The sequence below is a fragment of the Anoxybacteroides voinovskiense genome, from assembly GCF_014196205.1.
Classification (GTDB): Bacteria; Bacillota; Bacilli; order Bacillales; family Anoxybacillaceae; genus Anoxybacteroides; species Anoxybacteroides voinovskiense.
Map to the genome: position 1 here is coordinate 1 of NZ_JACIDE010000030.1, position 12,647 is coordinate 12,647.

Sequence of the window (12,647 nt, forward strand, 5' to 3'; positions counted from 1 at the left end):
CACCCGTTCCCATCCCGAACACGGAAGTTAAGCTCTCCAGCGCCGATGGTAGTTGGGGCTAGCGCCCCTGCAAGAGTAGGACGTTGCTAGGCGGACAACGGTTAGAGAACGGAAAACCGGTCTCTAACTTTTTTTGTCCAGTTTAATTTGCGTTTTTATTAACGCCATTAAAATCCTCTCCCCCATAAAAAGCACCGGCGGAAAAAGGTGCAAATAAAAAAGCGGCTAGCCTGTGTACAGGGTAGTCGCTTTTCTTATAAGGTAAGAAAGTATAAAATTTTACGATTAGGTGGGGCGCTGTCTAGCTCCAAGCGCCATCGGCTCGAGTTGCTCCGCCCCACGCTGCGGCGGCGAAGCCTCCTCGGTGGGGCTTGTGCGATCTTCGCCGATAGGCGGGCGCTTTGCGCTTTTCTTATTCCATCCGCTTAATTTCAATTCGCTTTTTCCGTTCTTCAGGGATTGCACGGTGGAGATGAATCATAAGCAGTCCGTGGTGATAGGTCGCTTCCACTCGCTCTTCTTTTACCGCAAACGGCAGCGCAATCGTTTTTTCCCACGTTCCTTGAAAAATCCCTTCTTCTACTAGCTCAAACCCTTCGAATTGCAAGTTGATTGTCGCTTTAATTTCCAACGTTTTATAATAAGTATAAAGTTCTACATGTTCTAAACTTTCCAATCCTGGCAGACAAATAACAATTAATAACTCGTTTTCTTTTTTATATATGTTTAAGCCAGAGCTGTTTTCAGATTTTGGTTGCTGTTGGAAAAAGGGTTGAAAGCTCCCCCAAAAATCATGTTGAAAAAACTGTTCCCACTGTTTTGTCCAGTCAGGAAATGCACCAAAAGGGTTTGTTTTCATCTCCCTCCCCCTTCTTTCCTTCGTATTCGCCCGAAACGAATCTACCTTATTTATATGTAGAAAATGACAATTGGTGAATTTAGCAAAAACCGAACATTATCTATATTTTTTTGTCAAATGTTCGATTCTATGTTGACATTTTAACAAAAACATTGATAAGATAGTGGTAACTTCATTACATTCCCTCATATAATCTTGGGAATATGGCCCAAAAGTTTCTACCCAATAACCGTAAATTATTGGACTATGAGGGAAAGGATCGGAACGGCTTTTTTTGCCATTCTATGGCCGAGGTATGCCCAGAACGATGCTTTCCCTTAGAACAGGAACGCTTGTTCTGGGTTTTTATTATGGTAAAAGCATGGGGTGAAATGAATGCAACCACTTGTCGGGATAATTATGGGAAGTCAATCGGATTGGGATACGATGAAATATGCCTGTGACATACTAACAGAGTTGGAAATACCGTTTGAAAAAAAAGTTGTTTCTGCTCATCGGACGCCTGACTACATGTTTGCATATGCCGAAACAGCCGAAGAACGAGGAATTAAAGTCATTATTGCTGGCGCTGGAGGAGCTGCACATTTGCCGGGAATGGTGGCGGCGAAAACAACGCTTCCGGTTATCGGGGTGCCGGTACAGTCGAAAGCGTTGAATGGGCTCGACTCGCTTTTATCGATTGTTCAAATGCCAGGCGGCGTACCGGTGGCAACGGTAGCGATCGGCAAAGCGGGAGCTACGAATGCTGGGCTTTTAGCAGCCGCCATTCTTGGAACGTACGAACCGAAATATATGGAAGCATTAAAAAAGCGAAGAGAACGTATTCGCCAAGACGTATTAGAAAGTAGTGATCAGCTTGAGTAAGCGTACCATTCTCCCAGGGCAGACAGTAGGCATTATTGGCGGTGGACAGCTCGGCCGGATGATGGCCATTGCCGCAAAAGAAATGGGGTTTCGTGTGGCGGTGCTTGACCCGGTGCCTAATTCTCCTTGTAGTCAAGTAGCAGATGTCGAAATTATTGGAGAATATAGCGATTTGGAAGCAATTAAAACATTGGCAGATGTCAGCGATGTGATTACGTACGAGTTTGAAAACATTGATGCTCATGCGCTTGATTGGCTAGTTCAGCATGCCTACGTCCCGCAAGGTAGCCAATTGCTAGCGATTACCCAAGACCGTGCGATGGAAAAAAAAGCGATTACTAATGCAGGGCTTCCTGTTGCACCTTATTTAGAAATTCACTCGGTGGATGAGTTATGGACGGGGGTGGAGCAGCTTGGCTTTCCGTGTGTGTTAAAAACGTGCCGCGGTGGGTATGACGGAAAGGGACAAGCAGTCATTCGCTGCCAAGAAGATATAGAGAAAGCAGCCGTGTTATTACAAGCAGGCGCTTGCGTATTAGAAAGTTGGCTTTCTTTTGAAAAAGAAATTTCGGTAATTGTTGTCCGTAATGGATTAGGCGAAACGAGTGTTTTTCCAGTAGGGGAAAACATTCATGTGGAGAATATTTTACATCAAACAATCGTCCCTGCTCGTACATCGGAAGCAGCGCAAGAAAAGGCCATCTCGTACGCGAAAACGTTGGCGCAACATTTTGAGCTTGTAGGTACGCTGGCGGTCGAAATGTTTTTAACAAACGAAGGAAATATATATATTAACGAACTTGCCCCTAGACCACACAACTCTGGTCATTATACAATTAATGCTTGTGCAACGTCTCAATTTCAGCAGCACGTTCGTGCCATTTGTAATTGGCCGTTAGGAAGTACGAAATTGTTGACGCCGGCAGTGATGGTCAATATTTTAGGTGAGCATGTGCAGCCGATCATGGACAATATTGCGAAACTACAACATGCCCATCTGCATTTGTATGGGAAAAAGGAAGCGAAGAAAAAACGGAAAATGGGGCATGTCACGGTGCTTGCGGAAACGGTGGAAGACGCGTTGCAACTCATCAGCAGCTTTCACATTTGGAAAGAGGAGGATACACATGATTGAACGGTACACTAGACCAGAAATGGGAGCGATTTGGACTGAAGAAAATCGCTTTAAGGCATGGCTAGAAGTCGAAATTTTAGCGTGTGAAGCGTGGTCGGAGCTTGGAGTTATTCCAAAAGAAGACGTAGAGAAAATCCGAAAACATGCTTCATTCGACATTCAGCGCATTAAAGAAATTGAGGAAGAAACGCGCCACGATGTTGTTGCTTTTACCCGAGCGGTTTCAGAAACGCTTGGTGAAGAGCGAAAGTGGGTGCATTATGGACTTACATCGACCGATGTTGTCGATACAGCATTATCGTATTTATTAAAGCAAGCCAATGAGATTTTATTGCGCGATTTAGAGAATTTTATTCACGTGTTAAAGGAAAAAGCGCAAGAGCATAAATACACAGTGATGATGGGGCGCACACATGGCGTTCATGCCGAACCGACGACGTTTGGCTTAAAACTAGCGCTTTGGTATGCGGAAATGCAGCGAAACTTAGAGCGTTTCAAGCAAGCGGCAGAAACGGTGCGTGTCGGAAAAATTTCCGGTGCCGTCGGAACGTATGCAAACATTGAGCCGTTTGTTGAAAAATATGTGTGTGAAAAACTCGGATTAGAGCCAGCGCCAATTTCGACGCAAACGTTGCAGCGTGACCGCCATGCGCATTACATGGCGACGTTGGCGCTAATTGCGACATCGATTGAAAAGTTTGCCGTTGAAATTCGTGGGCTGCAAAAAAGCGAAACGCGCGAAGTCGAAGAATTTTTTGCGAAGGGGCAAAAAGGGTCATCCGCGATGCCACATAAACGCAATCCGATTGGTTCGGAAAATATGACAGGTATGGCGCGCGTCATTCGTGGCTATATGCTAACGGCGTATGAAAACGTCCCGCTATGGCATGAACGGGATATTTCCCATTCGTCTGCGGAACGCATTATTTTACCAGATGCAACGATTGCGCTCAACTACATGTTGAACCGATTTGCCAACATTGTGAAAAACTTGACCGTATTCCCAGAAAATATGAAGCGAAATATGGATCGCACGCTCGGGCTCATCTATTCGCAACGCGTGTTATTAGCGCTCATTGACACCGGAATGACGCGCGAAGAAGCGTATGATTTAGTGCAGCCGAAAGCGATGGAAGCGTGGGAAACGCAAGTTCCGTTCCGGACGCTAATCGAAGCCGATGAGGCGATTACGAGTCGCTTAACGAAAGAACAAATTGAGGACTGCTTTGATTACCACTACCACTTGAAACATGTCGATACGATTTTTGAACGGTTAGGGTTATAACATAGGTAAGGGACTCCTTACCTATGTAACAACAGGAAAATTCCTAATATTCTGTCTAGGAGGCCTTTTGTCATGGTCAAAAAACTAGAGCTGCTTTACGAAGGAAAAGCGAAAAAAGTGTATAAAACGGATGACGAGAACGTCCTTTGGATTGCTTATAAAGATAGCGCGACAGCATTTAATGGCGAAAAAAAAGCGACGATTGCTGGGAAAGGGCGTTTAAATAACGAAATTACGAGCTTGTTATTCTCGAAGCTACACGAAGCTGGCGTCGAAAATCATTTTATTCAAAAACTTTCTGATACGGAGCAATTAGTCAAAAAAGTAACGATTATTCCTCTTGAAGTTGTTGTCCGCAATTATGTCGCTGGAAGTTTAGCGAAGCGGCTTGGCATCGCTGAAGGGACGAGTCTAGAAAAACCGCTTATTGAGTTTTATTACAAAAACGATGAACTTGGCGACCCTCTATTGTTGGAAGACCACATTGCCATTTTAAAGCTTGCCACTTCAGAACAACTTGCAGTGTTGAAGGCGTACGCTTTAAAGGTCAATGAGATCCTCACCCAACATTTTCAACATTGTCGTGTCCGCCTCGTTGATTTTAAGTTGGAGTTTGGCTTTGATGCGGAAGGAAAGATTGTATTAGCGGATGAAATTTCACCGGATACGTGCCGGTTATGGGACATGGAAACAAATGAAAAGTTTGATAAAGATGTCTTTCGTCGGGATTTAGGAAGCTTAACGGATGCATACGAAATTATTTTGCAAAGATTAGGGGGATAAATGATGTATAAAGTAAAAGTCTATGTCACATTGCGTGAAAACGTATTAGATCCACAAGGGACGGCCGTGAAAGGAGCGCTGCATAGCTTATCGTATCGTGAAGTGCAAGATGTCCGCATCGGCAAATTTATGGAACTAGTGATTGAAAAAAGCGAACGGGATATTGAGGAGCTTGTTCGCGAAATGTGTGAAAAACTATTAGCGAATACTGTCATTGAAGATTATCGTTACGACATCGAGGAGGTCGTCGTCCAGTGAAATTTGCGGTCATTGTTTTTCCAGGGTCGAACTGCGATGTCGATATGTATCATGCGATTAAAGATGAATTAGGGGAAGAAGTCGAATACGTATGGCATACAGCCGATTCGCTTGATGCATTTGATGCGATTTTATTACCGGGCGGTTTTTCATACGGTGACTATCTCCGCTCAGGAGCGATTGCCCGTTTCTCTAACGTGATGAAAGCAATCCAACAAGCAGCGGAGGAAGGGAAGCCGATTCTTGGCGTGTGCAACGGGTTTCAAATTTTATTAGAGGCGGGATTGTTGCCGGGAGCGATGCGCCGCAATAATAGCCTTAAATTCATCTGTCGACCAGTGACACTAAGGGTGGAAAATAATGAAACAATGTTTACGTCGCTATATGAACAAGGAGAAGTGATTACGATCCCAATTGCTCATGGCGAAGGCAATTATTATTGCGATGAAGAAACGCTACAAAAATTGATGGACAATCGGCAAATCATTTTCCGCTACCACGACGAAAATCCGAACGGAAGTTTAGACAATATTGCCGGGATTATGAATGAAAAAGGAAACGTGCTTGGAATGATGCCGCATCCGGAGCGTGCAGTTGATGCGTTGCTTGGAAGTGCGGACGGACTTAAGTTGTTCCAATCGATCGTGAAATATTGGAGGGTGAAACATGTCGTTACTTCTTGAGCCAAGTCCAACAACAATTAAGGAAGAAAAGCTCTATCGTGAAATGGGATTGACGGACGAAGAATTTGCGATGATAGAACGCATTCTCGGCCGTTTGCCAAACTATACGGAAACAGGTATTTTCTCTGTTATGTGGTCGGAACATTGTAGCTATAAAAATTCCAAGCCTGTGCTAAAAAAATTTCCGACTGACGGAGAGCATGTGTTGCAAGGTCCAGGAGAAGGAGCAGGCATTGTCGATATTGGGGACGGGTTAGCGGTAGCGTTTAAAATTGAGAGCCATAACCACCCATCAGCGATTGAACCGTACCAAGGGGCAGCAACAGGGGTCGGTGGCATTATTCGCGACGTCTTTTCGATGGGGGCACGCCCAATCGCGCTATTGAATTCGCTTCGTTTTGGTGAACTAACATCGCCAAGGGTGAAATATTTGTTTGAACATGTCGTAGCAGGAATTGCTGGGTACGGAAACTGCGTCGGCATTCCAACGGTTGGCGGGGAAGTACAATTTGATGAGGCGTACGAAGGGAATCCGCTCGTTAATGCGATGTGCGTCGGGTTAATTCGCCATGAAGATATTCAACGTGGAGTAGCGTCCGGCGTCGGAAATACGGTGATGTATGTCGGAGCAAAAACTGGTCGCGACGGCATTCACGGAGCGACGTTTGCGTCGGAAGAGTTGACCGAAGCATCTGAGGCGAAACGTCCAGCGGTGCAAGTTGGCGACCCATTCATGGAAAAGCTATTGCTTGAAGCGTGTTTAGAAGTTGTTCACTCCGATGCGTTAGTCGGCATTCAAGATATGGGGGCGGCAGGTCTCACTAGTTCTTCAGCGGAAATGGCGAGCAAAGCGGGCGTTGGGATTGAAATGAATTTAGACCTCGTTCCACAGCGTGAACTAGGTATGACACCGTATGAAATGATGCTTTCGGAATCACAAGAACGAATGCTACTTGTTGTGAAAAAAGGGCGAGAACAAGAAATTAGCGATTTATTTGCCAAATATGGACTAGAGGCAAAAGCGATTGGCCAAGTAACGGACGATAAAATGCTTCGCCTTTATTTTCAAGGGGAAGTCGTCGCGGAAATCCCAGTGGACGCCTTAGCAAAAGATGCGCCTGTCTATCATAAACCGTCTAGTGAGCCAGCGTATTATCGAGAATTTCAGCAAATGGACTATATTCCGCACATCGAAAACTATGAAGAAACGTTGCTTGCATTACTTGCTCAACCAACGATTGCAAGCAAAGAGTGGGTGTATGACCAATACGACTATATGGTGCGGACGAACACGGTCGTTGCGCCTGGTTCCGATGCGGCAGTCGTCCGCATTCGCGGAACAAAAAAAGCGTTAGCGATGACAACGGACTGCAACTCTCGCTACGTATATTTAGACCCAGAAACAGGCGGAAAAATTACTGTTGCTGAAGCGGCGCGAAACGTCGTTTGTTCGGGGGCTAAGCCACTTGCGATTACCGATTGCTTAAACTTTGGCTCCCCAGAAAAACCAGAAATTTTTTGGCAGCTAGAAAAAGCGGTCGATGGCATGAGCGAAGCGTGTCGTGCGCTTGCAACTCCTGTCATTAGCGGAAACGTATCGCTTTACAACGAAACGAACGGGGGAGCGATTTATCCGACGCCAATTGTCGGTATGGTCGGGCTTATTGAAGACGTCGCCCATATTACGACGCAATCGTTCAAGCAAGCAGGCGATATTATTTATGTCATCGGTGAAGCAACCCAAGAATTTGGCGGGAGCGAATTACAAAAATGGTTAGAAGGGTGCATTTTCGGGAAAGCACCAAGCATTGACTTAGAAGTAGAAGCGGCTCGGCAAGAAGCGCTTCTTAAAGCGATTCGAGCGGGGCTCGTTGCGTCGGCGCACGATGTTGCGGAAGGTGGGCTGTCTGTAGCATTAGCGGAGTGTGTAATGAGCGCCGAAGGATTGGGGGCGAAAGTCACCATTAGCGGCGATTTCGTCGCAGAATTGTTTAGCGAAACGCAATCTCGTTTTGTCGTTTCGGTGAAAAAAGAAAACAAAGAAGCGTTTGAACAGCTTGTAGAAGCAAAAGCGATTGGTGAAGTGACCGCAGACGGAACGCTTTCTATCGAAAGCGAAGCAGGTGAGACGCTCATTTCTCTTTCGGCAGAACAACTGAGAAGCGTATGGAAAGGAGCTATTCCATGCTTGCTGAAATCAAAGGCTTAAATGAAGAGTGTGGAATTTTTGGTATTTTTGGTCATAAAGAGGCGGCACAATTGACGTATTACGGGTTGCATAGTTTGCAGCACCGCGGTCAAGAAGGAGCGGGCATTGTTGTCGCCAATGGCGAAACGTTAAAAGGCCATAAAGGGCTCGGCTTAGTAACGGAAGTATTTAGCGACGGAGCGCTACAACAATTAAGCGGGACAGCAGCAATCGGTCATGTTCGCTATGCAACGGCAGGAGGCGGGGGCTACGAAAACGTGCAGCCCCTCTTGTTCCGCTCCCAAAGCGGAAGCATTGCGTTGGCTCATAACGGCAATTTAGTAAATGCTGCTGATCTGAAACTTCGTCTTGAACAACAAGGGAGTATTTTTCAAACGACATCCGATACGGAAGTGTTTGCCCATTTAATTCGGCGCAGCATGGCCCCGACGCTAAAAGAACAAATTAAAGTGGCGTTGACGTATTTAGAAGGGGCGTTTGCGTTTCTTCTTTTGACGGAAACAGAACTTTATATCGCTTTAGACCCACAAGGATTTCGTCCCCTTTCGATTGGCCGTCTTGGCGATGCGTATGTTGTTGCATCGGAAACGTGTGCGTTCGATGTTGTCGGCGCTACGTATGAGCGGGAAGTGGAACCAGGAGAATTGATTATTATTAGCAAAGAAGGCGTTTATTCGGAACGCTATGCGGAAAAACGCCCTCGTTCGATTTGCAGCATGGAATACATTTATTTTGCGCGTCCAGATAGCAATGTCGATGGCATTAATATTCATACGGCTCGCAAAAATTTAGGAAAACGTCTGGCGTTTGAGGCGCCAGTGGAAGCTGATGTGGTGACCGGTGTACCGGATTCGAGCATTTCTGTCGCGATCGGCTATGCAGAAGTAACAGGCATTCCGTATGAGCTAGGTTTAATTAAAAATCGTTATGTTGGGCGAACGTTTATCCAGCCGTCGCAATCGCTACGGGAACAAGGGGTGAAAATGAAGCTATCACCAGTGCGTGGGGTAGTGGCAGGTAAGCGAGTCGTGATGGTCGACGACTCGATTGTTCGCGGTACGACAAGCAAGCGGATTGTAAATATGCTGCGTGAAGCAGGGGCGAAAGAAGTGCACGTACGCATTAGCTCTCCGCCGATTACCCATCCATGTTTTTACGGCATCGATACCCCGACAAAAGCAGAATTGATTGCGGCTACCCATTCCGTCGAAGAAATTCGACAAATGATTGGGGCAGATTCGCTTGCCTTTTTAAGTGAAGAAGGGCTATTAGAAGCGATTGGCCGCCCGAAAGATTCGAAATGGCACGGGCAATGTATGGCTTGTTTTACCGGAACGTATCCGACAAAGACGTATCACGAATAAGAACGCATTTATCATTTGGAAGTATCGCTCACGGACTGAGAAAAGGGGGAAACATAGGTGGCGGACGCATATAAACGAGCAGGAGTAGACATTGAGGCCGGATATAAAGCTGTATCGTTAATGAAAAAACACGTGCAAAAAACCGTTCGTCCGGAAGTAATCGGTGGGCTTGGCGGGTTCGGCGGCATGTTTGATTTATCGAAATTTCGTTATGATGAGCCGGTGCTCGTATCAGGAACAGACGGGGTCGGCACAAAGTTAATGCTCGCGTTTTTGTTAGATAAACATGATACAATCGGCGTTGACTGTGTAGCGATGTGCGTCAACGATATCGTTGTGCAAGGGGCAGAGCCACTGTTTTTCCTCGATTATATCGCGTGCGGCAAAGCTGTTCCGGAAAAAATTGAGCAAATTGTGAAAGGTATTTCTGATGGCTGTGTACAAGCAGGCTGTGCGTTGGTTGGTGGAGAAACAGCGGAAATGCCGGGCATGTATCAAGAGGACGAGTATGATGTGGCAGGATTCGCCGTCGGCATTGCCGAGAAAGCGAAATTAATTACAGGGGAAACGATTCAAGCGGGCGATGCGTTAATCGGGCTTGCCTCAAACGGCATTCATAGCAACGGGTATTCACTTGTGCGGAAAATTGTGTTAGAAGAAGCGCGGCTTGATTTGCAAGCAACATATGGTTTGTCGCTTCCGTTAGGCGAGGAATTGTTAAAGCCGACACGCATTTATGTCAAACCAGTGCTCTCCGTACTGAAAGAGTTTCCGATCAAAGGAATGGCGCACATTACTGGCGGGGGATTTGTCGAAAATATTCCGCGCATGTTGCCGAAAGGGGTATGTGCAGAAATTGATTACGGTTCTTGGCCGATTCCGCCGATTTTTGATTTGCTGCAGGAGAAAGGAAAGCTTGTCCGCCAAGAAATGTTTAATATTTTTAACATGGGCATCGGCTTAGTGATGGCGGTCGACAGCGAAGCGATCCAGCCGCTTCTCGAACGGCTCGAGCAACTTGGAGAGAAAGCATATTTAATCGGTCGCGTAAAACAAGGCGAAGGGGTCGTATTTGCAGGAGGGGCGATGGAATGAAGCTTGCGATATTTGCCTCTGGGAGCGGAACGAATTTTCAAGCGATTGTCGATGCCGTCAAACGTGGGGAACTAGCGATGGAAGTGGCGTTATTAGTATGCGACCGCCCCGAAGCAAAAGTGGTGGAGCGGGCGAAAAAAGAAGGGATTCCGACGTTTGTTTTTCGTCCGAAAGAATATGTGACAAAAGCGGATTTTGAACGTGACATTTTAGCGCAGCTTATCGCGCACGACATTGATTTTATTGCGTTGGCTGGCTATATGCGTTTAATCGGTCCGACGCTTCTTGCTGCTTACGACGGGCGAATCGTGAACATTCATCCGTCGTTGTTGCCAGCGTTTCCAGGAAAAGATGCGATTGGACAAGCGTACCGATATGGTGTCAAAATAACAGGTGTTACGGTGCACTATGTCGATGAAGGAATGGATACCGGACCGATTATTGCGCAACGAGCGGTTCTTATTGAAGAAGGGGAGTCGTTAGAAGAGGTGGAACAAAAAATTCACGCCATCGAACACGAACTATATCCAGCTGTATTAAAAACATTGCTTGAAAGGGTCGAAGCAAATGATTAAACGGGCATTGTTGAGCGTTTCCAATAAAGAAGGAATCGTTTCATTCGCGAAGCAATTAGTAGAGTTAGGGGTCGAAATTATTTCGACCGGCGGAACGAAAAAAGCATTGGAGCAAGAAGGGATTCCAGTCATTAGCATTTCTGATGTCACCGGATTTCCAGAAATTTTAGATGGGCGTGTCAAGACGCTTCATCCGATGATTCATGGTGGTTTATTGGCGATTCGTAGCAATCCCCGCCACGTCGAACAGCTAGAGGAACATGAGATCACACCAATCGATTTAGTCGCCGTCAACTTGTATCCGTTTCAGCAGACGATTGCGAAGCCTGACGTTACTTTTATGGAAGCAATTGAAAACATTGACATCGGTGGGCCGACGATGCTTCGAGCCGCAGCGAAAAACCACGAACATGTGACGGTCGTTGTCGATCCAGCCGACTATGAAACGGTGCTAAAAGAGTTAAAAGCAACGGGGGACGTATCAAAAGAAACGAAAGGAAAGTTAGCGGCGAAAGTGTTTCGTCATACGGCGGCATATGACGCGATGATTGCCGACTATTTAACGAAACAAGCCGGCGAATCGTATCCAGAAACGTTGACGGTCACGTTTACAAAAAAGCAAGACTTAAGATATGGGGAAAATCCGCACCAAAGTGCGGCCTTTTATGAAAAGCCGTTAGGCTCGACGTTCTCGATTGCCGCAGCGAAACAATTGCACGGAAAAGAATTGTCGTACAATAACATTAACGATGCAAACGCTGCATTGCAAATTGTGAAGGAATTTACGAGCGCCGCAGCGGTGGCGGTTAAACATATGAATCCGTGCGGAGTCGGGGTAGGAGAAACAGTTTTTGAAGCTTTTACACGAGCGTACGAAGCGGATCCAACGTCTATTTTTGGTGGAATTGTTGCCCTTAATCGTGAGGTGGATCGTGATACCGCTTGGAAGATGCACGAAATTTTCTTAGAAATTATTATTGCGCCGTCGTTTAGTGAAGAAGCGTTAGCGATTTTGACGCAGAAGAAAAACATTCGCTTGTTGACGGTTGATTTTGCTGCAGCGGAAAAGAACGAGCCAATGTTTGTATCGGTCAAAGGCGGCTTGCTTGTCCAAGACGAAGACCGGTATACGCTTGATGACGCAGAGCTGAAAGTAGTTACAAAACGTGAACCGACAGACAAAGAATGGGAAGATTTGCAGCTCGCTTGGAAAGTCGTCAAACATGTCAAATCGAATGCGATTGTATTGGCGAAAGATGGCATGACAATCGGGGTCGGAGCAGGTCAAATGAACCGAGTCGGTGCGGCAAAAATTGCGATTGAGCAAGCTGGTGAAAAAGCACACGGCGCCGCATTAGCGTCAGACGCCTTTTTCCCGATGAGCGATACGGTCGAAGCAGCAGCAAAAGCAGGCATTACGGCAATAATTCAACCGGGCGGGTCGATTCGCGATGAAGAATCGATTCAAAAGGCCGATGAATACGGGATAGCAATGGTCTTTACTGGAGTACGTCATTTTAAACACTAGGGGGGAACG

12 protein-coding genes, 1 rRNA gene and 1 riboswitch are annotated in these 12,647 nt (G+C 46.2%); of the genes, 12 read left to right on the forward strand and 1 reads right to left on the reverse strand.

Features of this window, described 5'->3' with window-relative positions; translation table 11 throughout:
• Positions 1-92 (forward strand): 5S ribosomal RNA (gene rrf / locus GGR02_RS15255); the annotation flags it as partial.
• Positions 93-412: 320 nt separating this feature from the next.
• On the opposite strand, the gene GGR02_RS15260 is transcribed toward rrf, so the two are convergent.
• Positions 413-859 (reverse strand): Hsp20/alpha crystallin family protein, encoded by a 447-nt coding sequence (locus tag GGR02_RS15260; RefSeq protein WP_183185837.1) that lies wholly within the window; start codon positions 857-859, stop codon positions 413-415.
• A gap of 165 nt (positions 860-1,024) precedes the next feature.
• Positions 1,025-1,126: riboswitch (purine riboswitch) on the forward strand.
• A 108-nt stretch (positions 1,127-1,234) separates the two neighbouring features.
• Between GGR02_RS15260 and purE the strand changes: the two genes are divergently transcribed.
• The 11 genes from purE to purH all read left to right on the forward strand — a co-directional run bounded on the left by purE (position 1,235) and on the right by purH (position 12,638).
• Entirely contained in the window at positions 1,235-1,723 is a 489-nt protein-coding gene (gene purE / locus GGR02_RS15265; protein WP_183185838.1) for a 5-(carboxyamino)imidazole ribonucleotide mutase, read from the forward strand.
• On the forward strand, positions 1,707-2,858 hold the full coding sequence (gene purK / locus GGR02_RS15270; RefSeq protein ID WP_183185839.1) for a 5-(carboxyamino)imidazole ribonucleotide synthase: 1,152 nt from the start codon (positions 1,707-1,709) through the stop codon (positions 2,856-2,858). Before purE ends, purK begins: the two co-directional genes overlap by 17 nt.
• Complete coding sequence (purB, locus tag GGR02_RS15275) at positions 2,851-4,143, forward strand: adenylosuccinate lyase (protein ID WP_183185840.1); 1,293 nt, start codon at positions 2,851-2,853, stop codon at positions 4,141-4,143. Before purK ends, purB begins: the two co-directional genes overlap by 8 nt.
• A 72-nt stretch (positions 4,144-4,215) precedes the next feature.
• The gene (gene purC, locus GGR02_RS15280) at positions 4,216-4,926 is read left to right on the forward strand and encodes a phosphoribosylaminoimidazolesuccinocarboxamide synthase (protein ID WP_183185841.1); all 711 of its coding nucleotides are present in this window, start codon (positions 4,216-4,218) and stop codon (positions 4,924-4,926) included.
• Between the two features lie 3 nt (positions 4,927-4,929).
• Positions 4,930-5,184, forward strand: coding sequence for a phosphoribosylformylglycinamidine synthase subunit PurS (gene purS, locus GGR02_RS15285; RefSeq protein WP_183185842.1), 255 nt, complete (start codon positions 4,930-4,932; stop codon positions 5,182-5,184).
• Positions 5,181-5,867, forward strand: a complete 687-nt coding sequence (gene purQ, locus GGR02_RS15290) for a phosphoribosylformylglycinamidine synthase subunit PurQ (protein ID WP_183185843.1) — start codon at positions 5,181-5,183, stop codon at positions 5,865-5,867. Before purS ends, purQ begins: the two co-directional genes overlap by 4 nt.
• The gene (purL, locus tag GGR02_RS15295) at positions 5,851-8,076 is read left to right on the forward strand and encodes a phosphoribosylformylglycinamidine synthase subunit PurL (protein ID WP_183185844.1); all 2,226 of its coding nucleotides are present in this window, start codon (positions 5,851-5,853) and stop codon (positions 8,074-8,076) included. The genes purQ and purL overlap by 17 nt, the downstream gene beginning before the upstream one ends.
• Entirely contained in the window at positions 8,052-9,440 is a 1,389-nt protein-coding gene (gene purF / locus GGR02_RS15300) for an amidophosphoribosyltransferase (protein ID WP_183185845.1), read from the forward strand. The genes purL and purF overlap by 25 nt, the downstream gene beginning before the upstream one ends.
• A gap of 57 nt (positions 9,441-9,497) precedes the next feature.
• Positions 9,498-10,535 (forward strand): phosphoribosylformylglycinamidine cyclo-ligase, encoded by a 1,038-nt coding sequence (purM, locus tag GGR02_RS15305; RefSeq protein ID WP_183185846.1) that lies wholly within the window; start codon positions 9,498-9,500, stop codon positions 10,533-10,535.
• Positions 10,532-11,110 (forward strand): phosphoribosylglycinamide formyltransferase, encoded by a 579-nt coding sequence (gene purN, locus GGR02_RS15310; protein ID WP_183185847.1) that lies wholly within the window; start codon positions 10,532-10,534, stop codon positions 11,108-11,110. The genes purM and purN overlap by 4 nt, the downstream gene beginning before the upstream one ends.
• Positions 11,103-12,638, forward strand: a complete 1,536-nt coding sequence (gene purH, locus GGR02_RS15315; protein ID WP_183185848.1) for a bifunctional phosphoribosylaminoimidazolecarboxamide formyltransferase/IMP cyclohydrolase — start codon at positions 11,103-11,105, stop codon at positions 12,636-12,638. The genes purN and purH overlap by 8 nt, the downstream gene beginning before the upstream one ends.
• The last annotated feature ends 9 nt before the right edge of the window (positions 12,639-12,647 follow it).